Origin of the sequence: Kribbella sp. NBC_00382 (assembly GCF_036067295.1) — a bacterium.
GTDB lineage: Bacteria > Actinomycetota > Actinomycetes > Propionibacteriales > Kribbellaceae > Kribbella.
In genome coordinates, this window is the sequence record NZ_CP107954.1 from 6,939,495 (window position 1) to 6,960,693 (window position 21,199).

At 68.2% G+C, this 21,199-nt stretch carries 18 protein-coding genes; 8 read left to right on the forward strand and 10 right to left on the reverse strand.

Annotated features, from left to right (window positions below; all coding sequences use genetic code 11):
• Window positions 1-60: 60 nt before the first annotated feature.
• Both arc and OHA70_RS32890 read right to left on the reverse strand, forming a co-directional pair.
• Window positions 61-1,806 carry a proteasome ATPase gene (gene arc / locus OHA70_RS32885; protein ID WP_328324283.1) on the reverse strand — a complete coding sequence of 582 codons (1,746 nt, stop codon included), beginning with the start codon at window positions 1,804-1,806 and terminating at the stop codon, window positions 61-63.
• A gap of 69 nt (window positions 1,807-1,875) precedes the next feature.
• A complete protein-coding gene (locus OHA70_RS32890) occupies window positions 1,876-2,832 on the reverse strand; it encodes a tRNA (adenine-N1)-methyltransferase (RefSeq protein ID WP_328324285.1) in 957 nt (318 codons plus the stop codon).
• 49 nt (window positions 2,833-2,881) lie between these two features.
• On the opposite strand from OHA70_RS32890, the gene OHA70_RS32895 reads away from it, so the two are divergent.
• Window positions 2,882-3,736 (forward strand): DNA glycosylase AlkZ-like family protein, encoded by an 855-nt coding sequence (locus OHA70_RS32895; RefSeq protein ID WP_328324289.1) that lies wholly within the window; start codon window positions 2,882-2,884, stop codon window positions 3,734-3,736.
• Window positions 3,737-3,846: 110 nt separating this feature from the next.
• Here the strand turns inward: OHA70_RS32895 and OHA70_RS32900 are convergent, their stop codons facing one another.
• A complete protein-coding gene (locus tag OHA70_RS32900) occupies window positions 3,847-4,998 on the reverse strand; it encodes a site-2 protease family protein (RefSeq protein WP_328324291.1) in 1,152 nt (383 codons plus the stop codon).
• A 34-nt stretch (window positions 4,999-5,032) separates the two neighbouring features.
• Complete coding sequence (locus OHA70_RS32905; protein WP_328324293.1) at window positions 5,033-5,656, reverse strand: intradiol ring-cleavage dioxygenase; 624 nt, start codon at window positions 5,654-5,656, stop codon at window positions 5,033-5,035.
• Between the two features lie 330 nt (window positions 5,657-5,986).
• On the opposite strand from OHA70_RS32905, the gene OHA70_RS32910 reads away from it, so the two are divergent.
• From OHA70_RS32910 to glpK (OHA70_RS32935), 6 genes are all read left to right on the forward strand, one after another.
• Window positions 5,987-6,874 carry a RecB family exonuclease gene (locus OHA70_RS32910; RefSeq protein WP_328324295.1) on the forward strand — a complete coding sequence of 296 codons (888 nt, stop codon included), beginning with the start codon at window positions 5,987-5,989 and terminating at the stop codon, window positions 6,872-6,874.
• Between the two features lie 85 nt (window positions 6,875-6,959).
• A complete protein-coding gene (locus tag OHA70_RS32915) occupies window positions 6,960-8,645 on the forward strand; it encodes a ribonuclease J (RefSeq protein ID WP_328324297.1) in 1,686 nt (561 codons plus the stop codon).
• A gap of 155 nt (window positions 8,646-8,800) precedes the next feature.
• Window positions 8,801-9,559 (forward strand): ABC transporter ATP-binding protein, encoded by a 759-nt coding sequence (locus OHA70_RS32920; RefSeq protein WP_328324299.1) that lies wholly within the window; start codon window positions 8,801-8,803, stop codon window positions 9,557-9,559.
• Entirely contained in the window at window positions 9,559-12,084 is a 2,526-nt protein-coding gene (locus tag OHA70_RS32925) for an ABC transporter permease (protein ID WP_328324301.1), read from the forward strand. Before OHA70_RS32920 ends, OHA70_RS32925 begins: the two co-directional genes overlap by 1 nt.
• 61 nt (window positions 12,085-12,145) lie before the next feature.
• Complete coding sequence (locus OHA70_RS32930) at window positions 12,146-12,904, forward strand: IclR family transcriptional regulator (protein WP_328324303.1); 759 nt, start codon at window positions 12,146-12,148, stop codon at window positions 12,902-12,904.
• 49 nt (window positions 12,905-12,953) lie between these two features.
• Window positions 12,954-14,462, forward strand: a complete 1,509-nt coding sequence (glpK, locus tag OHA70_RS32935; protein ID WP_328324305.1) for a glycerol kinase GlpK — start codon at window positions 12,954-12,956, stop codon at window positions 14,460-14,462.
• Between the two features lie 3 nt (window positions 14,463-14,465).
• Here the strand turns inward: glpK (OHA70_RS32935) and OHA70_RS32940 are convergent, their stop codons facing one another.
• From OHA70_RS32940 to OHA70_RS32950, 3 genes are read right to left on the reverse strand one after another with little or no spacing between them, the layout of a single operon-like run.
• Window positions 14,466-15,281, reverse strand: coding sequence for a GNAT family N-acetyltransferase (locus OHA70_RS32940; protein WP_328324307.1), 816 nt, complete (start codon window positions 15,279-15,281; stop codon window positions 14,466-14,468).
• Between the two features lies 1 nt (window position 15,282).
• Window positions 15,283-15,897 (reverse strand): hypothetical protein, encoded by a 615-nt coding sequence (locus OHA70_RS32945; protein WP_328324309.1) that lies wholly within the window; start codon window positions 15,895-15,897, stop codon window positions 15,283-15,285.
• Window positions 15,898-15,943: 46 nt separating this feature from the next.
• The gene (locus OHA70_RS32950; RefSeq protein ID WP_328324311.1) at window positions 15,944-16,414 is read right to left on the reverse strand and encodes a nuclear transport factor 2 family protein; all 471 of its coding nucleotides are present in this window, start codon (window positions 16,412-16,414) and stop codon (window positions 15,944-15,946) included.
• Between the two features lie 76 nt (window positions 16,415-16,490).
• Between OHA70_RS32950 and OHA70_RS32955 the strand changes: the two genes are divergently transcribed.
• Window positions 16,491-16,985, forward strand: a complete 495-nt coding sequence (locus OHA70_RS32955) for a winged helix-turn-helix transcriptional regulator (RefSeq protein ID WP_328324313.1) — start codon at window positions 16,491-16,493, stop codon at window positions 16,983-16,985.
• A 45-nt stretch (window positions 16,986-17,030) separates the two neighbouring features.
• Here OHA70_RS32955 and OHA70_RS32960 read toward each other — a convergent pair whose 3' ends face one another.
• Genes OHA70_RS32960 through OHA70_RS32970 form a run of 3 tightly spaced genes read right to left on the reverse strand, consistent with a single transcriptional unit; the run spans window position 17,031 to window position 21,178 of the window.
• On the reverse strand, window positions 17,031-18,743 hold the full coding sequence (locus OHA70_RS32960) for a glycerol-3-phosphate dehydrogenase/oxidase (protein ID WP_328324315.1): 1,713 nt from the start codon (window positions 18,741-18,743) through the stop codon (window positions 17,031-17,033).
• A 53-nt stretch (window positions 18,744-18,796) separates the two neighbouring features.
• Window positions 18,797-20,314: a glycerol kinase GlpK gene (gene glpK / locus OHA70_RS32965; RefSeq protein WP_328324317.1), complete on the reverse strand. Its 1,518-nt coding sequence runs from the start codon at window positions 20,312-20,314 to the stop codon at window positions 18,797-18,799.
• Between the two features lie 27 nt (window positions 20,315-20,341).
• Window positions 20,342-21,178 carry an MIP/aquaporin family protein gene (locus OHA70_RS32970; protein ID WP_328324319.1) on the reverse strand — a complete coding sequence of 279 codons (837 nt, stop codon included), beginning with the start codon at window positions 21,176-21,178 and terminating at the stop codon, window positions 20,342-20,344.
• Window positions 21,179-21,199 lie beyond the last annotated feature (21 nt).

Sequence of the window (21,199 nt, forward strand, 5' to 3'; positions counted from 1 at the left end):
GCCAAAGCAACAGCCGCCCCGGTCCGAAATCCGGACCGGGGCGGCTGCCGTTGGAACTGGTTACAGGTACTGACCCGTGTTGGTGGCCGTGTCGATCGACCGGCCCGGCTCGGTGCCCTGCTTGCCGGAGATGAGCGTACGGATGTAGACGATCCGCTCGCCCTTCTTGCCGGAGATCCGGGCCCAGTCGTCCGGGTTGGTGGTGTTCGGCAGGTCCTCGTTCTCCTTGAACTCGTCCACGCAGGCCTGCAGCAGGTGCTGCACCCGCAGGCCCTTCTGGCCGTCCTCGAGGAACGCCTTGATCGCCATCTTCTTGGCCCGGTCGACGATATTCTGGATCATCGCGCCCGAGTTGAAGTCCTTGAAGTACAGGACCTCCTTGTCACCGTTGGCGTAGGTGACCTCGAGGAAGCGGTTCTCGTCGGCCTCGGTGTACATCCGCTCGACCGTGCGCTGGATCATCCCGTTCACGCACTCGCGGCGGTCGCCACCGAACTCGCTGACGTCCTCCGGGTGCAGGGGCAGCGAGGTGGTCAGGTACTTCGAGAAGATGTCGCGGGCGGACTCGGCGTCCGGCCGCTCGATCTTGATCTTCACGTCCAGCCGGCCCGGCCGCAGGATCGCCGGGTCGATCATGTCTTCCCGGTTCGAGGCACCGATCACGATCACGTTCTCGAGGCCTTCGACGCCGTCGATCTCGCTCAGCAGCTGCGGGACGATGGTGTTCTCGACGTCGGAGGAGACACCGGAGCCGCGGGTGCGGAACAGCGAGTCCATCTCGTCGAAGAACACGATCACCGGCATGCCCTCGGAAGCCTTCTCCCGGGCGCGCTGGAAGACCAGGCGGATGTGCCGCTCGGTCTCACCCACGTACTTGTTGAGCAGCTCCGGACCCTTGATGTTGAGGAAGAACGACTTCTGCCCCTCCACCCCGGTCCGCTCGGCGACCTTCTTGGCCAGCGAGTTCGCCACCGCCTTGGCGATCAGCGTCTTGCCACAGCCCGGCGGGCCGTAGAGCAGGACGCCCTTCGGCGGCTTCAGCTCGTGCTCGAGGAACAGGTCCTTGTGCAGGTACGGCATCTCGACCGCGTCCCGGATCTGCTCGATCTGGCCCGCCAGTCCGCCGATCTGCGTGTAGTCGATGTCCGGGACCTCTTCGAGCACCAGCTCCTCGACCTCGGACTTCGGGATCTTCTCGTAGACATAGCCGGAGCGGGGCTCCAGCAGCAGCGAGTCGCCGGCCCGCAGCGCGATGTCGAGCAGCGGCGAGGCGAGCCGGACGATACGTTCCTCGTCGGCCTGTGCGATCACCAGTGCCCGCTCGCCGTCGGCCAGCAGCTCCTTCAGCATCACCACGTCACCCACGACCTCGAAGTCGCAGGCCTCGACCACGTTCAGCGCCTCGTTCAGCATCAGTTCCTGGCCGAGCCGAAGCGCGTCCAGATCGACTGAGGGGCTCGCCGCGACCCGGAGCTTGCGGCCCCCGGTGAACACGTCCAGCGTGTCGTCGTCGTTGCGGCCCAGGAAGGTACCGAAACCGGACGGCGGTTGCGCCAGCCGGTCGACCTCCTCCTTCAGGGCGATGATCTTCTCTCGGGCCTCGCGCAGTGTTTCCGCCAGCCGTTCGTTCTGGGCGGTCACACTCGACAAGGACGCCTGGGTTTCGGACAGTCTGCTCTCGAGCGACCGGCTGTCCGCCGGGTGCTCCAACAACCTCCGCCGCAACGCTGCGACCTCGGCCTCCAGGTAACGGACCTGGTTACGCAGCTCTGCCGCGGTAGGACTCTCGTCTCCAGCCACGATCATCACCTCACCATGTGGGGCTCGACCCTATGGACCTTACCCAGAAAAGCACGCCTAGCAAGCTGAATCCCATCACGTGTCGGTTGCGGATGAATCGGTTGCCTCCGGCGTGTCGACGGGTGTATCGGACTTGCGCGGCCCGGAGTAGTCGTCGCCGTACGCACCCGGGGCCGGCCGGCGCTTCTTCCGCGGAGCCTGTACGCCGTGCGCCATCCGTCGAGCCGTGACCAGGAATGCCGTGTGGCCTTGCATCCGATGGCCAGGACGGACGGCGAGCCCTTCGACGTGCCAGTCCCTGACCAGCGACTCCCAGGCCCGCGGCTCGGTGAACTCGCCATGGGCCCGCAGCGTCTCGACGACCCGGCTCAGCTGGGTCGTGGTGGCGACGTACGCGCAGAAGACCCCGCCCGGCACCAGGGCACCCGCGGCGGCGTCGATGCACTCCCAGGGGGCCAGCATGTCGAGCACGATCCGGTCGACGTCCTCCTCGTCCAGCGACTCGACCAGGTCACCGACCTGCAACCGCCAGGCCGGGTGCTCGGCGCCGAAGAAGCCGGTGACGTTCTTGCGGGCCACCTCGGCGAAGTCCTCGCGGCGCTCGAACGAGATCACCTGGCCGTGGATGCCGACCGCCCGCAGCAGTGCCGTGGTCAGCGCACCGGAACCGGCACCCGCCTCGACCACCTTGGCGCCGGGGAAGATGTCGGCCATCGTCACGATCTGCGCGGTGTCCTTGGGGTAGATCACCGCCGCGCCGCGCGGCATCGAGACCGAGTAGTCCGCCATCAACGGCCGCAGCGCGAGGTACTCGACCCCGCCCTTGGACCGGATCGTCACCGCGTCCGGGCCGTCGATCAGCTCGTCGTGCTCGATCCCGCCCTTGGTGGTGTGGAAGATCTTCCCGCGCTCGAGGAACACCGAGTGCCGGCGCCCTTTGGAGTCGGACAGGGTGACCCACTCACCGGCCTGCAACGGCCCGTGGTGCACCCCGGAGAAGGAAGCATCAGGAAAATCACGAAGATCAGACATAAGGCGCTCACCCTACTTCGCCACCCCGACAGCCCGGGAAACCCCACCGATGCCCCTGAAGCTGACCCGTCAGCAAGCCGTCGCCCACCGCCTCTCCGTCAACCACCTCACCACTCGCCTCCCACCCGGCGCGTACGCCGACGCCGCGCGCTACGGCCTCCAGGACACCGCCCCACGCGACGCCCTGATCGCCCTGCATGCCCGCGTAGAAGCCTGCGAGCCGACCGCCTGGGAGCATCCCGACCTCACCCAGACCTACAGCCCCCGGGCCGCCGTCTACGTCCTGCCGCGCGCCGACTTCGGCATCTTCACCATTGGGCGCCTCCCCCTTGCGCCTGAGGCGCTCAAGTATTTAGAGACTGCAGCGGACAGCATCTGCCGAGACCTGGCGGGCACAGAGGGCCGTAGCGGCGCACCGGACCTCAGAGGTGCCTGTGCGACCGGTCGCATCGCGTTGCGCTGGACAACGAGTGCCCTGTACTTCCGTGAGGTCCCCCGCCCTGGGGTCGACTTCATGGACGCCCACCGCGAGCTCTGCCGCCGCCATGTCGAGGCATTCGGGCCAACAACCCCAGCGGCCTTCGCCTGGTGGTCCGGTCTGTCCGCCAAGGACGCACGCGAGGTCTGGGGGCAGTTGGAGCTGCTGGAGGTCGACCTGGACGGCCACCGTGCCTGGATCCTGCCGGAGGCCGAGCAGGCCGTCCGCAATGCGCCGGAGCCGTCCGGAGTTCGGTTCCTGCCTACCCCTGACCTCCGCCTGCTCGGGCAGGACCGGCATGGGCTCTTCGTCGGGCCGGGCGGCAGCAAGCACCTGCCGCTGCACGACACCTTCCACCCCAACGGGCTGCTGGTGGACGGGCGGCTCGTGGGCATGTGGGTCGCCGCGGTGGGCAGATCGACGTGAAGCACGTCGGCCCGCTCGCGGCTGGGGCTCGGGCTCAAGTTGAGGTCGAGGCCTTGACGATGGCGATTCCGGGCGCGGAGATGCGGCTGAGCATCACGGAGTACTGACGGTCAGCGGTTGCGGAAGGCCTGCTCGACGTCGGTGGTGGCGAGGACGCCGTAGACCGCGCCGTTGGCGTCCAGGACCAGGTACTCCGAGGCGGGGTTCTCGCGGAGGATGGCGAGGATCTCCTCGCCGGTGTCGTTGACGCCGATGATGTGGCCGGCACCGATCCGGGTGGCGACCTCGCCGACCGTGGTCCATGGGCGCTGGTTCTGGGCGACGGAGTTGACCGCCGATTCCGAGACGAGCGCGTGCGGCTTGTCCTCGCCGTCGATGACCACCACGGCCCCGGCTTGCGCGCCGGCTGCGAGTCGTACCGCCTCGGAGATCGGCGTACTGGCGTGTACTGCGATCGCGCGGCGGGCCAGGGTGCGTACCTGCAGGGACGGCAGCTTGCTCCGGAGCCGGGCCTGCATCAGGGACGCGGTCGAGCCCATCCAGAGGAAGAATCCGACCGCCAACGCGATGATGTAGTCGACGATCGTGGGCTCCCGATCGAAGACCCGCTCCAGGATCACCGGCGCTGCCAGGACTCCGATCGCGATCACCCGGCCGGCCCAGGCCGCCGCGATCGTGCCCTTGTGCATGTTGCCGGTCAGCTTCCAGACGAAGGCGCGCAGCACCCAGCCGCCGTCGAGCGGCAGCCCGGGCAGCAGGTTGGTGACACCGACGATCAGGTTGGCGATGGCGAGCTCGATCAGCGCGACGTACCCGACGCCCTCGTCCACCGCCCGCGAGCCGAGGTACGCGAGACCGCCGACCAGCAGCGAGGCCAGCGGGCCGACGACGGAGACGGCGAACTCCTCGAACGGGCTCTTCCGCTCCCCCTCGATGTGTGTGCCGGCCGCGAAGAACCCGAGGTTGATCTCGGTCACCGAGATGCCGAACCGGAGCGCGACCAGCGCGTGCGCCAGCTCGTGGATCAGGATCGAGGCGGTGAACGCGATCACGAAGGCGAACGACGCGACGTACCGCCAGCTGCCCAGTTCGGGGAACTGCGCCCCGATGATGCTGGCGAAGCCGAGGGCCAGCAGCATCGCCACCGGCAGCCAGCTGTACCGCATCGTCAGCTTGATCCCGCGGACACGACCGATCACCCAGGTACCGGGCGTAGGACCGGCAGGCTGGGCGGGACTCTGGGGATCACGCGAATCGGACATCGAGGCAACGCTACTGGTCCCCTGTTAACAAGCCTTACACCCCCACCGCAAGCCGAGCCGTGTATCCCGTCTTCACGTCCCCGCTCATCGTCGCCAACTGGTGCACCGCCGCGTCGTCCCGGAACACGTTGTCGGTCTGCAGCGAGGTGCGGGAGAGGTTCTGAGCGCTTCCGTCATACCCGTCAGTCGCGTAGACCGCAGTACACGCCTCCGCGGGCAGTGCCAGCTGCGAGGTCGCACTGATCTTGCCGGCCGCGGTCGCCTCGGACAGGGACGAGTAGACCTCGAAGTGGATGTGCGGCCACCTCCCCTGGTACGCCCCGGGGAAGATCGTGGTGAAGGTGACCGTCCCGGCCGCATCGGCAGCCTGTACTCCGCGGCAGTAGTTCTCCTTGGTGATCTCCCCGTCGTAGAGCGAGTAGCGGCCCTGGGCGTCGCAATGCCAGAGGTAGACGGCAGCACCCGGCAGAGGCGTGTCCTTCGCTGCATCCAGTACTACGAGTTGCACCGTCAGCGGGATCCCCTCAGCCACCCCCGTCGCCGTACCGAAGCTCTTGGTGAGGTCACTCCGCACGATGCCCGACTCGGTCAGCACATTCGGCCCATTGGACCCGTCCCCAGGAAACGGCCCCGCCGTCTCCTCAGGGATCTCGTCCACACCATCATTTGTTGAAGAACTCTGTGGAACTGGAGTTGTTGAAGAACTCTGTGGAACTGAAGCCGTGTTGTCAGCCGCACAACCAGCCACAGCTACCAATCCCGCACCGGCGAACAGCCTCAGGACATTGCGTCGGCGGAGCATCCCCAAGTCGTACTCGAGGCCTCTGTCGTGGTCGTGCATCTCGGTCTCCCTTGCTCGTTGGGTCCAGAGTGCCAACCGGGACCGATGGTTTCCCGAAAGCCTGCTGGGAATCCGCTGTGAGGCCGTTATCCACAACCAGTGCGGCGACGACTCCGACTGTCGGTGGTCTCGCCTAGCCTTGGCGGCATGAGCGTTGCACCAGCAGTCGACAGGCACGGCCACCCGAACGGAGCGCTGTCTCCGTCCCGGGCGGCGGACTTCATGAGCTGCCCGCTCAAGTACCGGTTCCGGGTGATCGACCGGCTGCCGGAGAAGCCTTCGTCGGCGGCCGTCCGGGGCACGGTGGTGCACGCGGTGCTGGAGCGGCTCTTCGACCTGCCCAGTGGGCAGCGGACGCTGGAGCACGCCGCCGAGATGCTCGAGCCGCAATGGCAGAAGCTGCTCGAGGCCGAGCCCGAGGTCGCGGAACTGTTCGCCGAGGACGCCGACGGCGAGGAGCTCGCCAAGTGGCTGGCCGAGGCCCACCAACTGCTCGGCAAGTACTTCAAGCTCGAAGACCCGAACCTGCTGGAGCCGGCCGAGCGCGAGCTGTACGTCGAGACCGAGCTGGAGTCAGGCCTGACGCTGCGCGGGTACGTCGACCGCCTCGACGTCGCGCCGACCGGCGAGATCCGGGTGGTCGACTACAAGACCGGCCGGTCGCCGTCGGAGTTCTTCGAGGCCAAGGCGCTCTTCCAGATGAAGTTCTACGCCCTGGTGCTCTGGCGGCTGCGCGGCGTCGTACCGGCGATGCTGCAGCTCGTCTACCTCGGCAACGGCGAGATCGTCCGGTACGTCCCCGACGAAGCCGACTTGCGCGCTTGTGAACGCAAGGTCGGCGCGCTCTGGACCGCGATCACCCGAGCGCTGGAGTCCGGCGACTGGCGGCCGAGCCCGGGCCCACTGTGCGACTGGTGCGATCACAAGGCCATCTGCCCCGCCTGGGGAGGCACTCCGCCGCCCCTGCCGGACCGCTCGGTCGAGGAAGTCGCGCAGGAGTCCGCAGGCGTGGATCTGGTCGGAGTCGACGGATGATCGGCGGCCCTAGCACCGGGCTGAGTTTCTGCTCACACCCGGTCGATGCCATTGACAACCGCCCCGGCGGGATACGGTCCGCACTATGAGTCATCCGCATCCCGACCTCGGCCAACCGCCCCGCCTGCCCGACACCGCACTCCGTGTGGTCGCTCTGGGTGGTCTGGGTGAGATCGGCCGCAACATGACCGTGTTCGAGCATCGCGGCCGGTTGCTGATCGTGGACTGCGGCGTGCTGTTCCCCGAGGAGCACCAGCCCGGCGTCGACGTGATCCTGCCGGACTTCGGCCACATCCGCGACCGGCTGGACAAGATCGACGCGATCGTCCTCACCCACGGCCACGAAGACCACATCGGCGGCGTCCCGTACCTGCTGAAGGAGCGGGCCGACATCCCAGTGATCGGCTCCAAGCTGACCCTGGCGTTCATCACCTCCAAGCTCAAGGAACACCGGATCACCCCGAAGACCGTCGAGGTCAAGGAGGGCGACCGGCGTAAGTTCGGCCCGTTCGAGACCGAGTTCTTCGCCGTCAACCACTCGATCCCGGACGGCCTGGCGGTGGCGATCCGGACCAAGGCCGGCATCGTCCTGCACACCGGCGACTTCAAGATGGACCAGTTCCCGCTGGACCGCCGGCTGACCGACCTTCGCGGCTTCGCCAAGCTGAGCGAAGAGGGCGTCGACCTGTTCATGACGGACTCGACCAACGCCGAGGTGCCCGGCTTCACCACCTCCGAGAAGGACCTCGGCCCGGCGATCGACACGGTCTTCCGGACCGCGCCCGGCCGGATCATCGTCTCCAGCTTCGCCAGCCACGTGCACCGGATCCAGCAGGTGCTCGACGCGGCCAAGCTCGGCGGCCGCAAGGTGGCCTTCGTCGGCCGCTCGATGGTGCGCAACATGGGCATCGCCGGCGATCTCGGCTACCTGAAGATCCCGAAGGGCCTGATCGTCGACCTGAAGGAGCTGGAGAAGCTCCCCGACCGCAAGGTCACGCTGATCTGCACCGGTTCGCAGGGTGAGCCGATGGCGGCCCTGGCCCGGATGGCGAACCGCGATCACATGATCCGGATCGGCGAGGGCGACACGGTGCTGATGGCCAGCTCGCTGATCCCCGGCAACGAGAACGCGATCTACGGCCTGATCAACGGCCTGATCCGCTGGGGCGCGAACGTCGTGCACAAGGGCAACGCCAAGGTGCACGTCTCCGGTCACGCCAGCGCCGGCGAGCTCGTCTACTGCTACAACCTGATCAAGCCCCGCAACGTGATGCCCGTGCACGGCGAGTACCGGCACCTGAAGGCGAACGCGGCGCTCGCGGTCGCCACCGGGGTGCCGGCCGACCGGGTCATCATCGCCGAGGACGGTGTGGTGGTCGACCTGGACAAGGGCCGGGCGAAGATCGTCGGCAAGGTCGAGGCCGGCTACGTGTACGTCGATGCCATGACCGTCGGCGGGGTCACCGAGGCGAACCTGAAGGACCGCCGGACGCTGGCCGAGGAAGGCGTCGTCACCGTCGTGCTCCTGGTCGACGCCAACACCGGCCAGCTCGCCGAGCCGCCGGACTTCCTGGCCCGCGGTTTCGTCCACGACGACACCACGTTCAAGGACGTCATCCCCGTCATCGAGGACACCTTGGCCAAGGCCGCCTCGGAGAGCATCGGCGACGCCAACGCCCTGGAGGAGCTCGTCGGACGGGCCGTCGGCAACTGGACCTGGCGCCACTGGCGCCGCCGCCCGGTCGTCATCCCCGTGGTCATCGACGCCTGACAGCAGCCGTTCCCGCCCACCAGCCACCGACGACGGCTGGTGGGTCGGGCCGGACCGCCCGCCTGCGGGTCGGCGGGGGTGGGTCGCTCGCCGAGTCGGTATGTCGTACGGGCTGGTGGGTCGTCGCGGACCCGGTGGGGGTTAGCGTTCTCGCTGTGACGGTGAAAGTTGTCGGGCAGGGCGTGGCCATCCGGACCAGCGGTCTCGGGAAGAGTTACGGATCCGGGGACACCCGGGTAGAGGCGCTGGCCGACGTCGACCTGGAGTTCGGCAAGGGCCGGTTCACCGCGATCATGGGCCCGTCCGGCTCGGGCAAGTCGACGTTGCTGCACTGCCTGGCCGGGCTCGACCGGCCGACCACCGGCCAGGTCATGCTCGGCGACGTCGAGATCACCCGGCTGGACGAGAAGCGGCTCACCCATCTGCGGCGCGACCGGATCGGCTTCGTCTTCCAGGCCTTCAACCTGGTCCCGACGCTGACCGCGATGGAGAACATCACGCTCCCCCTCGACCTCGCCAACCGCAAGCCCGACAAGGAATGGGTCGACAAGGTCGTCACCGCGATCGGCCTGCAGGACCGCCTTCACCACAAGCCTTCCGAGCTGTCCGGCGGTCAGCAGCAGCGCGTCGCCTGCGCCCGCGCGCTCGCCTCCCGCCCCGAGGTCGTGTTCGCCGACGAGCCAACGGGCAACCTCGATTCCCGCTCGTCCGCCGACGTGCTCGGCTTCCTGCATCGCTCGGTCCGCGAGTTCGGCCAGACCGTCGTAATGGTCACCCACGACCCGACCGCGGCCTCGTACGCCGATCGCGTGGTCTTCCTCGCCGACGGCCGGCTCCAGGACGAGCTGCTCGACCCGACCGCGGACACCGTGCTCGACAAGATGAAGCAGCTCGACACCCAAGAGGCCGGCTGATGCTCAAGCTCGGCCTCCGGTCGGTGCTCGCGCACCGGCTCCGGTTCGTGCTGTGCACGGTCGCCGTCCTGCTCGGTGTCGCCTTCGTCGGCGGCGCGCTGATCTTCACCGACACCCTGTCGGCCGCGCTGAAGAAGAACTTCGCCGGCAGCCCGTCCGACATCACCGTCACCCCGGTCCAGACCCTCAAGAGCAACCCTGGCCTGTCCAACGCCCGCCCCGCCACGCTCACGTCCGACCTCGCGAACCAGATCGCCAACCTCCCCGGCGTCGCGAACACCGATCCACAGGTCCTGGTCCCCGGCGCCCAGATCCTCGGTACCGATGGCAGGCCGACCGAGGCATTCGGCCTGCCGACGTACGCGACCGGCTGGCCGCACGACCCCCGGACAGCGAACATCCACCTGCTCGACGGCCAACCGCCATCGGGCCGGGAACAACTCGCCCTCGACCAGTCGACCGCGAAGCGGGAGGGCTACGAGATCGGCGACCAGGTCAAGGTCGTCACTCCGGCCAAGGCCGTCACCGCGACCCTCACCGCGACCACCACGCCGAACCTCACCGGCGCGTCGGCGGGCGCACCACTGATCACCTTCGACTCGGTCACCGCCCAGCTGTACCTCCTCGGCCAGCCGGGCTGGACCTCGATCACCGTCGCCGTCCAGCCCGGTCAAGACGTCCAAGCAGTTATCCAGGCGATCACCAAGATCGCGGGCAAGGACGTCAGCGTCCGCACCGCGGCGCAGGTCTCGGCGGACGGCGAGAGCGACGTCGACAACACCTTCGGCGGCTTCAGCGCAGTACTGCTGCTGTTCGCCGGGCTCGCCTTGTTCGTCGGCACCTTCCTGATCGTCAACACCTTCTCGATGCTCGTCGCCCAGCGCTCCCGCGAGCTCGCCATGCTCCGCGCGATCGGCGCCTCGCGGGGCCAGGTCACCAGCACGGTCATGATCGAAGCGCTGATCATCGGCGCGATCGGCTCCACCCTCGGCCTCTTGGTCGGTGCCGGCGTCGCCGCCGCCCTGCAGGCGTTCTACCAGTCCCTCGACCTCGCGATCCCCGGTTCGAGCCTCCAGATCAGCGCCCCGACGGTGATCGCCTGCTACCTCGTCGGCATCGGCGTCACCCTGTTCGCAGCACTACCGGCAGCGCGCCGGGCAGGCAAGCTACCGCCCGTTGCAGCGATGCGCGACGACGTCAGCGTCCCCGAACGCTCACTGCTCCTCCGCCTGATCATCGGCAGTTTCCTGCTCCTGATGACCGCGTTGCTCGTCGCGATCTCGTTCACCCTGCAAGGCCTCCCCGCGGCGATCCTCCTCGGCCTCGCCGCCGGCCTCGCCCTGCTCGGCATGGTGATGACCAGCCCACTGATCAGCCGGTACGCCGTCCGCGGACTCATGTTCCCGTTCGGCCGGAAGGCACCGATCACGCTGGGCCGGCGCAATGCCGAGCGCAACCCCCGGCGTACCGCCGCGACCGCGTCTGCCCTGATGATCTCGGTGGCCCTGGTCAGCGGCCTGGTCGTCATCGCCGCCTCCGCAAAGGCCTCGGTCAACCGCAACCTTCAGGACGCGATCGGCAGCTCCGCGCTCCTGGTCAGCGGCGACGAGCCGTTCAGTGGTGAGGTCGGCGACAAGATCGCCAAGGTCCCCGGCGTCGCCGCGGTGCACCGGGTCCGGCAGATGCCGGGCGACATCGACGGCCACCGGGTCACCGTGGCCGGTGTCGACGACGGCACCCTGGCCGGCCCGATCACCACCCGGTTCGTCTCCGGCTCGGCCGACGGCCTGAAGGACGGCGAGGCGGTCATCCCCCGCAATTTGGCCAAACAACTCGACCTCGTCGTCGCGAAGAAGTTCGAGCTGACCACGACCACCGGCAAGCAGACCCTGCGAGTGGCCGGCATCATCGCGCCGAACCGCCAGCTCAACGCGATCATCCTCGCCCAGCCCGCCTTCACCCAGGCCGGCGGCGCGACCACCGACAACACCCTGTACGTCGATGTTGCCAACGGCACCGAATTCGGCCAGGTCCGGCTGGCAGTCGCGGCCGAGCTGAAGGACTACCCCGGCGTCCAGGTCCGCGACCAGCAGGCCTTCGCGAAGAGCCAGCAGCAGCCGATCGACATGGTGCTGGCCGTGATCGCGATGCTGCTCACGCTGGCGATCATCATCGCCGTGCTGGGCATCGTGAACACGCTCGCGCTCGGTGTGATCGAGCGCACGCGGGAGATCGGGCTGCTCCGCGCGATCGGGATGGACCGGCCGCAACTGCGCCGGATGCTCCAGGTGGAGGCGATCGCGATCGCCTTGCTCGGGGCGCTGCTGGGGTTGCTGATCGGGGTCCTGTTCGCGGCGGCCATCCAGCATGTGATGAAGGAGGACGGGCTCAGCGTCCTCGACCTGCCGTGGTTCCAGTTGCTGATCGCCGTCGTGGTGGCGGGCGTGGTCGGCGTACTGGCTGCAGTGTGGCCGTCACGCCGTGCAGCGAAGCTCGACGTACTGCGGGCGATCGCGGCCGAGTAGCACGTACGCAGTACCGTGGCGAGGGGCAGCCAGGACAAGTAATCGCAGGTAGCCTGCGGGTGTGCCGGGCAGCGTGCAGTCGATCGAGCGGGCCGCGGCAGTGCTGCGGTTGCTTGCCGCGGCGCCCAACGGACTGGGGGTGGCCGATTTGGGCAACGCGCTCGGGCTGGCCAAGACGACCGTGCACGGCATCCTCAAGACGCTGCACCAGGTCGGATTCGTGGAGCAGGACCGCAGCGGCGCGCACTACCACCTCAGTGACGCGTTCGGCCGGCTCGGCGAGACGTACCTCGATCCGAACGAGCTGCGCAGCCGCGCGATCAATTGGGCCGACTCACTGGCCTCCCGCAGCGGCGAGGTCGTCCGGGTCGGCCGCCTGGTCGAGGGCAAGGTCGTCGTCGTCCACCACGTCTTCCGCCCGGACGACAGCGATCAGGACCTAGATGTCGGTACTACGCTCCCTCCGCACGCCTGCGCACTGGGCAAGGCGGTGCTCGCCTTCGATGCCAGCGGTGCCGCCCGGCCGCGCAAGCTCGATGCCTACACGACGCGGACGATCATCGAGCCGGCCCGGCTGGCCGACGAGTTGGCGGCCGTACGGGCGAAAGGCTGGGCAGGTGAGTTCGAGGAGCACACGGTCGAACTGGCCGGCATCGCCGCTCCGATCCGAGGCCTCGGCGGGCTGGTCGTCGGCGCGGTCGGCCTCACCGGCCGGATCGAACGCATCTGCGACAGCCGCCTCCGCCACCGCACCGACCTGATCACGATGGTCAGAGCAACCGCCGAAGCCATCGGCCGAGACCTCCGCGAGGACAGGTGATCAGGCGAGGCGCCCGGACGCCGCCACCAGCGTTCGCGAGGGGGATCTGATGGCGGAGCAGTACGTCGCAGCGGTCGACCAAGGGACCAACTCCACCCGGTGCATCCTCTTCGACCGGCGGGGGCGGTTGGTGTCGGTGGCTCAGCGGGAGCACAAGCAGCATTTCCCCAAGCCGGGGTGGGTCGAGCACGACGCGGCGGAGATCTGGCGCAACGTGACTCGCGTAGTACCGGCCGCGATCCGGCAGATCGATGCCGAGCCGTCGCAGATCGTTGCCATCGGCATCACCAATCAGCGGGAGACCAGCCTGCTCTGGGACCGCCGGACCGGCGAGCCGATCGGGCACGCCGTCGTCTGGCAGGACACCCGGACCGACCGGCTGGTCCAGGAGCTCGCGGCCGACGGAGGTACGGACCGTTTCGCCGATCTCTGCGGTCTGCCGCTGACGACGTACTTCTCCGCGCCGCGACTCCGCTGGATGCTCGACCACACCCCCGGGCTGCGAGCGCGAGCCGATCGTGGCGAGGTGCTGTTCGGCACGATGGAGAGCTGGCTGATCTGGAACTTCACCGGCGGCCCGGACGGCGGCCTCCACGCCACCGACGTGACGAACGCCAGCCGCACGATGCTGATGAACATCGAGACGCTCGAGTGGGACGACGAGCTGCTCGCGGCCTTCGACGTACCGCGCTGTGTCCTACCCGAGATCCGTCCATCGTCCGGAGTCTTCGCGACGGCGACCACGGTGCTGCCCGGCGTACGGATCGGTGCGGCGCTCGGGGACCAGCAGGCCGCGCTGTTCGGCCAGACGTGTTTCAGCCCGGGTGAGGCCAAGTGCACGTATGGCACCGGATCGTTCCTGCTGCTGCACACGGGCAAGGAGATCGTCCGGTCGACGCACGGCATGCTCACGACGGTCGCCTACCAGATCGGGTCGGAGCCGGCGGCGTACGCGCTGGAAGGGTCGATGGCGGTCACCGGGTCACTCGTCCAGTGGTTCCGGGACGGCCTCGGACTGATCCACACGGCCGCCGAGATCGAGACGCTCGCGCGGACGGTCGAGGACAACGGCGGCGCCTACATCGTGCCCGCGTTCTCGGGGCTGTTCGCGCCGCATTGGCGCAGTGAGGCCCGCGGGGTGATCGCCGGGCTCACGTCGTACATCACCAAAGGCCATCTCGCCAGGGCGGTGCTCGAGGCGACCGGCTTCCAAACACTCGAGGTCGTCGACGCGATGAACGCCGACTCCGGGATCGCGCTGAAGGCGCTCAAGGTCGACGGTGGCATGACGGCGAACAACCTGTTGATGCAGTTCCTCGCCGACCTGCTCGACGTGCCGGTGGTGCGGCCGATGGTCACCGAGACGGTGTCGCTCGGCGCTGCGTACGCGGCGGGCCTTGCAGTCGGCTACTGGCCCGACCTGGAAGGGCTCCGGAGCAATTGGCATCGAGCGGGCCAGTGGCTTCCCCACATGGACCCTGATCGGCGCGCTACGGAGTACCAGAACTGGCAGGCGGCGGTCCAGCGCACCTTCGGCTGGATCCGCCCCGACCAGTAGCCGCTACGGCCGCCAGATCCAGTTCTTGCGGTCGTACTGGATCTCGAAGCCCGCCCGGGTCATGTTGTTCAGCGAGCTGTTCTTCTCGCCCTCGTCCGGCTTGCCGGTCTCGGCGCTGAACCACTTCACGCCTTCGGCCACGGCCTTCTGCGCCCGCGCCGCCAGCAGCGCCGACTGCGCACCCTTGCCGCGATGCTCCGGCAGCGTCGCCGCGCCGCAGAACTCCGCCACCTCGCCAGTGATCAGCAGTGACGCCGCAGCCACCAACTGATCGCCTTCATAGGCCCCGTACGCCGTCCAGCCCGGCTGACCCACGACCCCTAGCGACATCGGCACGAGCAGATCCTCCGGCATCCCGAAGCCGCGCGTCAGCACGGTCGCCCACAGCTCGGCATCCGCCGGTTCGATCTCGGCCACCCGCAACCCCGTCGAAGGCGTGGCGATCGGACCGGCGGGCCGGGCGACCTTCACCCAGGTACCACCGGCCGTGATGCCTTCCTTCGCACAGATGGCGTCCCAGTCGGCCGGCAGCACCGACGGAGCCAGGTTCAGCACCGCGACCGGGTTGCCGTTGCTCCGGTAGAAATCGATGATCGAGGCAACCACTTTCGCGGTGACCGGCTCGGTGAAGCCGAAGCCGAGGGCGCGACTCCAGTAGTGCGTCGCGTCGTTGCGCACCGCCAGCGCCACCCCGCCGCCGATCCGCGCCGACGCCATCCCGAACCGCTCCAGCACCTCGGGCGCCGCATGGGTCTCGTACCCCCACACCGCCTCGGCCTCGGCGGTCTCCAGCAGTTCGACGAGGCGATCGTCCGACATCTCAGGGCCTCCAGATCCAGAACTGACGATCGTACAGATCCTTGAAACCAGCCCGGCGCAGGTTGTCCAGCGACGGGTTCTGCTCGCCTTCGGCCGGCTTGCCGGTCTCGGTGGCCACCCATGTGCAGCCGGCCTTCAACGCATCCTGCACCCGCAACGCGATCATCTGCGTCTCGACCCACGCCCGCACACTCTCGGAGTCGCTGGGATCCACCGCCCCGATCCGCAAGGACGACTCCACGTCCACCATCGGCGCGTCATCGCGCACCAGCTTCACGATCGTCCCACCCGCTTCGAGCCCGTACTCGGCCCGGATCCCGTCCCAGTCCCCCGGCAACACGTCCGGCGGCAGATGAAAGTTCGCGGCCGGCGTCCCCGCCTCCCGATAGAACTCCACCACCTCGCCGATCAGCTCCGAGCTCACCGGCACGTCATCGCGCCCGAACCCCTGCGCCTTCGACCAGAACTGCGAAGGATCCTCCCGCACCGAGATCGCCACCCCACGGCCGAATCTACGCCCGGTGATCCCCAACCCCTCGAGGACGGATGGCTCGAGCCCGGTGATCCTGAACATCAAATTGGCCTCGACCACCTCGGCCAGCTCCACGAGATCCATGCCGCCACTCTAGCCATCGGCCAACATGCTTGCCCTCGACAACGGCTCAGGCGACGGCCGGTACCTCGTCGGTGATCTGCGCGGCGTGCGCCTCCTCGAACCCGGCCGCCGCCAGCCGGTCCAGCGTCCGTTCGAGCACCGCCGTGTCCTCCAGCGTCCGCACCTCGGTGATCTTCCCCCACCGCATCCGCAGGAACTGATGCACGACGTTCTCGTACCGCGTCCCGTCGACCACCCCGACGTGGACCGTCACCGCCGTCGCCACCCGGGTGTCCCACGGCCAGCCGGCGACCAGCACGTCCCGCACCTCGAAGGTTGTCTCCGGCAACAATCGGAAGCACCGCTGCCACCAGCGCCGGAGCGACTCGTGGGTGTGCCGCTCACCACCCAGCGCATGGTCACCGTAGAAGCGATAGGTGAACTCCGGCGCCATCCCGGCCACCATCGCCTCCCAGTTGCCCGCGCTGATCTCCGCGAACGCCGCCCGCACCTTGCCTGCCACGATTCGGTGGTACATGCCCGGATCCCCTCGTCGATGAGCTTCTCACCCTAGGCGTAGTGAGTTCAATGCAGCAACCCACTAAGCTGAGCAGATGCGGAACACGAGCTTCGCCGAGATGCACTGCTCCCTCGCCCAGTCGCTGGAGGTGATGGGCGACTGGTGGAGCCCGCTGATCCTGCGCGACCTGTACCTGGGCCTCGACCGGTTCGACCAGTTCGTCACGGACCTGGGGATCTCCCGCAACCTGCTCACCGACCGGCTGACCACGCTGATCGAGGCCGGACTGGTCGCGCGTACGCCGTACCAGGAGAAGCCGGTCCGCTACGCCTACTCCCTCACCGAGCCCGGGCGGGAGTTGATCCCGGTCCTGATCGCCCTCACCGCTTGGGGCGACCGCTGGGCCACGCCGCCCGCCGGCCAGCCCATCCGCTTCACCCACACCACCTGCGGCAAATCCACCACTCCCACGATCTGCTGCTCCGAGTGCGGCGGCCAACTCACCACCGCCAACACCACCCCCTCGCCCGGCCCCGGCGGCCGCACAGCCCCGGGCACGGCGCTCATCGCCACCGTGATGCAGACATGACAGAAGCCCCGAAGAGGCATCTTCGGGGCTTCTGTCAAACAGGGGTCAGGCCGGGGAGACGATGTCCGGGGCCTCGAGGCGGACCTTGTCGGCGGACTCGTCGTCGGGCTGGTCCTGGGAGTCGCGTTCGGACTGGACGCGCTGCTTGTAGAAGGAGACCTCGCGTTCGATCGTCGCCTCGTCCCATCCGAGGACGGGGGCCATCAGGCGGGCGGCCGCGTCGGCTGCTTCCACGCCGCGGTCCCAGGCCTCGATGGAGATCCGGGTCCGGCGGGCCAGCACGTCGTCGAGGTGACGGGCGCCTTCGTTCATGGCGCCGTAGACGACCTCGGCCTTGAGGTAGTCCTGCGTACCAGGCAGCTGCTCCCCCAGCGACGGGTCCTTCTCGACCAGTGCGAGCACCTCGTCGATGAGTGCGCCGTACCGGTTGAGCAGGTGCTCGATCCGGGCGACGTGCAGCCCCGAGCGCTGCGCGATCAGATGGCGCTGGTTCCACATCGCGTGGTAGCCGTCGGCGCCGACCAGCGGCGTGTTCTTGGTGACCGACTTCGGCACCCGCCCGTCGAGGGCGTTGGCGGCCGCGTCGACCGCGTCCTTGGCCATCACCCGGTACGTCGTGTACTTGCCACCGGCAACCACTACCAGCCCGGGGGCGGCGTGCGCGACGACATGCTCACGCGAGAGCTTCGAGGTGCTCTCCGACTCGCCGGCCAGCAGGGGCCGGAGGCCGGCGTACACGCCCTCGACGTCTTCGCGGGTCAACGGAGTCACCAGTACTGCGTTGACGTGGTCGAGCAGGTAGTCGATGTCCTTGCTGGTCGCGGCCGGGTGAGCCTTGTCCAGGTTCCAGTCGGTGTCGGTGGTACCGATCAGCCAGTGCCGGCCCCACGGGATGATGAACAGCACGGACTTCTCGGTCCGCAGGATCATCCCGGTGCTGGACTGGATCCGGTCCTTCGGCACGACCAGGTGGATGCCCTTCGACGCGCGCACGTGGTACTGCCCGCGCTCGCCGACCATGGCCTGGGTGTCGTCGGTCCACACGCCGGTCGCGTTGACGACCTGCTTGGCCCGTACTTCGAACTCCCGCCCGCTCTCCAGGTCCTTCGCCTGTACGCCGGTGACGCGCTCCCCCTGTCGCAGGAAGCCGGTCACCTTGACCCGGTTGGCGACATGCGCGCCGTACGACGCCGCAGTACGGGCCAGCTCCATCGTGTGCCGAGCGTCGTCGACCTGCGCGTCGTAGTACTGCAGAGCGCCGATCAGTGCGGACTTCTTCAGCGATGGCGCCAGCCGCATCGCGCCGCGACGCGACAAGTGCTTGTGGATCGGCAGGCCCGCGCCGAGGCCCGAGCTGAGGGCCATGGCGTCGTACAGGGCGACGCCGGAGCCCGCGTAGAACCGCTCCCACCACCTGTGCTGCAGCGGGTAGAGGAACGGCACCGGCTTCACCAAGTGCGGTGCCAGGCGTTGCAGGAGCAGCCCGCGCTCCTGCAACGCCTCGTGCACCAGACGGAAGTCGAGCATCTCCAGGTAGCGCAAGCCACCGTGCACCAGCTTGCTGGACCGGCTGGAGGTACCGCTCGCGAAGTCGCGAGCCTCCAGCAGCCCGGTGGTCAGGCCCCGCGTCGCGGCGTCGAGTGCCGAACCAGTGCCGACCACCCCGCCACCGATCACCAGGATGTCCAGTTCCCGGCCGTCCGCCATCGCGTCGATGGCGTCGGTCCTTGCCTGCGATGACAGTGCCACTGCGCCCACGTCTCTTCCTTCCGTCGTTCCCTCTTACAGCTACAACGCTGACAGCTGGTCTGTTAGTCCACGTCGACCCAGTCGAGGGTGCGCTGGACGGCCTTCTCCCAGCCCTTGTACCCCTCGGCACGCTGCTCGTCGTTCCACTCCGGGCTCCAGCGCTTGTCCTCGTTCCAGTTCTGCACCAGCTCGTCGGTGTTGTTCCAGAACCCGACCGCCAGACCGGCCGCGTACGCCGCTCCGAGGGCCGTGGTCTCCGCGACCACCGGCTTGCTCACTGGTACGCCGAGGATGTCGGCCTGCATCTGCATGCAGAGCTCGTTCGCCGTCACCCCGCCGTCGACCTTGAGGACCTCGAGCTTGACGCCCGAGTCCTTCTCCATCGCGTCGGCGACGTCCTTGCTCTGGTAGCAGATCGCCTCCAGTGTTGCTCGCGCCAGGTGAGCATTGGTGTTGAACCTGGACAGTCCGACGATCGCACCACGTGCGTCCGACCGCCAGTAGGGCGCGAACAGGCCGGAGAACGCCGGTACGAAGTACACGCCGCCGTTGTCCGGCACCTGCCGGGCGAGCGTCTCGGTCTCGCTCGCGCCAGAGATGATGCCGAGCTGGTCGCGCAGCCACTGGACGGCCGATCCGGTGACGGCGATCGATCCCTCCAGCGCGTAGACCGGGGCTTCGTCGCCGAACTTGTAGGCCATCGTGCTGAGCAGACCCGCCTTGGAGCGGACCAGCTCGGTACCGGTGTTCAGCAGCATGAAGTTACCGGTGCCGTAGGTGTTCTTGGCCTCGCCCGGGTTGAAGCAGACCTGGCCGACCGTGGCCGCCTGCTGGTCACCGAGGTCACCCGTCAGCGCTACCACGCCGCCGAGCGGGCCGTTGGCGAGCGTCTCGCCGTACTTGTTCGGGTCCGACGACGGCCGGATCTCCGGCAGCATCTGGCGGGGGATGTTGAAGAACGAGATCAGCTCGTCGTCCCACTCGAGCGTCTCCAGGTTCATCAGCATCGTGCGGCTGGCGTTCGTCACGTCCGTGACGTGGACGCCTCCCTCGGTACCGCCGGTGAGGTTCCACAGCAGCCAGCTGTCGGTGTTGCCGAAGACGGCGTCACCGGCCTCGGCCGCCTCCCGGACCCCGTCGACGTTCTCCAGGATCCACTGCACCTTGCCGGCCGAGAAGTACGTCGCCGGCGGCAGACCGGCCTTCTGCCGGATCACGTCGCCCTTGCCCTCACGCTCGAGCGCGGAGGCGATCCGGTCGGTCCGGGTGTCCTGCCAGACGATCGCGTTGTAGTACGGGCGTCCGGTCTTCTTGTTCCAGACGACGGCCGTCTCGCGCTGGTTGGTGATGCCGAGCGCCGCCAGGTCGCTCGCATGCAGTCCCTGGGCGTTCAGCGCGGTCCGGATGACCGCGCTGGTCCGCTCCCAGATCTCCACCGGGTTGTGCTCGACCCAGCCGGCCTGCGGCAGGATCTGCTCGTGCTCCAGCTGGTGCTTGCCCACCTCGTTGCCGGAGTGGTCGAAGATCATGAAGCGGGTGCTCGTGGTGCCCTGGTCGACGGCACCTACGAAGTCAGCCATGGATTTTCCTCTCCTCACGCTCGCGGGTCATGCGGTGGTCTTCTCCTCGGGGATCCGGCCCGGTTCCTCGTCGTCGTCGGAGATCGGCAGGTTGCGGCCGACCAGCAGGTCGTACAGGAACGCGCCGACCAGGGCGCCGATGATCGGTGCCACGATCGGCACCCAGAAATAGACATCCCCGAACTGGTCCTTCATCGCTCCGCCGTACCCGGTGAAGAAGGACGCCAGCCGCGGACCGAAGTCACGGGCCGGGTTGATCGCGTACCCGGCGTTGGTGCCCCACGCCATCCCGATGCCGACCACCAGCAGGCCGACGATCAGCGGCGCCAGGTTGGCCGCCGGGGAGGTGTTGCGCAGGTCGGTGATGGCCAGGATGACCATCATCAGGATCGCGGTACCGATGATCTGGTCCCGGAAGCCGCCCCACATGTGGACGCCGAGATCCATGCTGCCGTTACCGGGCAGCGTCGAGAAGACGCCCTGGGTCTTGATCGTCAGACCCGGGTCGACCTTGTGCAGTGCCTCGGTGTAGTTCCAGCGAACTACGAGCGCCGCCAGGAACGCTCCGAGGAACTGTGCCGCCGAGTACGGCAGCACCTTCTTCCAGCTGAACCCGCGGAACGCCGCCAGCGCGATCGTCACCGCCGGATTCAGGTGCGCGCCGGTCATCCGGCCCGCCACGTAGATACCCAGTGTCACACCGAGTCCCCAGGCCCACGCGATCGAGTCGTGGTCGCCGATACCACCGGCGACTACCTGGGCGACGACGCCACAGCCGAACAGGATCAGGATGAACGTACCGGCGAGCTCGGCGGAGCACTCCCCCAGAAGGGTCTTCGCCTTGACCGCCTCGGTCGTAGCCATGCTTGATCTCCCTTCCACCCC

What these genes read in the sequence shown, in the direction of transcription:
- arc (WP_328324283.1), bottom strand. Translation starts at nt 1,806, where the DNA reads ATGATCGTGGCTGGAGACGAGAGTCCTACCGCGGCAGAGCTGCGTAAC.
- OHA70_RS32890 (WP_328324285.1), bottom strand. Translation starts at nt 2,832, where the DNA reads ATGTCTGATCTTCGTGATTTTCCTGATGCTTCCTTCTCCGGGGTGCAC.
- OHA70_RS32895 (WP_328324289.1), top strand. Translation starts at nt 2,882, where the DNA reads ATGCCCCTGAAGCTGACCCGTCAGCAAGCCGTCGCCCACCGCCTCTCC.
- OHA70_RS32900 (WP_328324291.1), bottom strand. Translation starts at nt 4,998, where the DNA reads ATGTCCGATTCGCGTGATCCCCAGAGTCCCGCCCAGCCTGCCGGTCCT.
- OHA70_RS32910 (WP_328324295.1), top strand. Translation starts at nt 5,987, where the DNA reads ATGAGCGTTGCACCAGCAGTCGACAGGCACGGCCACCCGAACGGAGCG.
- OHA70_RS32915 (WP_328324297.1), top strand. Translation starts at nt 6,960, where the DNA reads ATGAGTCATCCGCATCCCGACCTCGGCCAACCGCCCCGCCTGCCCGAC.
- OHA70_RS32925 (WP_328324301.1), top strand. Translation starts at nt 9,559, where the DNA reads ATGCTCAAGCTCGGCCTCCGGTCGGTGCTCGCGCACCGGCTCCGGTTC.
- glpK (WP_328324305.1), top strand. Translation starts at nt 12,954, where the DNA reads ATGGCGGAGCAGTACGTCGCAGCGGTCGACCAAGGGACCAACTCCACC.
- OHA70_RS32940 (WP_328324307.1), bottom strand. Translation starts at nt 15,281, where the DNA reads ATGTCGGACGATCGCCTCGTCGAACTGCTGGAGACCGCCGAGGCCGAG.
- OHA70_RS32945 (WP_328324309.1), bottom strand. Translation starts at nt 15,897, where the DNA reads ATGGATCTCGTGGAGCTGGCCGAGGTGGTCGAGGCCAATTTGATGTTC.
- OHA70_RS32950 (WP_328324311.1), bottom strand. Translation starts at nt 16,414, where the DNA reads ATGTACCACCGAATCGTGGCAGGCAAGGTGCGGGCGGCGTTCGCGGAG.
- OHA70_RS32955 (WP_328324313.1), top strand. Translation starts at nt 16,491, where the DNA reads ATGCGGAACACGAGCTTCGCCGAGATGCACTGCTCCCTCGCCCAGTCG.
- glpK (WP_328324317.1), bottom strand. Translation starts at nt 20,314, where the DNA reads ATGGCTGACTTCGTAGGTGCCGTCGACCAGGGCACCACGAGCACCCGC.
- OHA70_RS32970 (WP_328324319.1), bottom strand. Translation starts at nt 21,178, where the DNA reads ATGGCTACGACCGAGGCGGTCAAGGCGAAGACCCTTCTGGGGGAGTGC.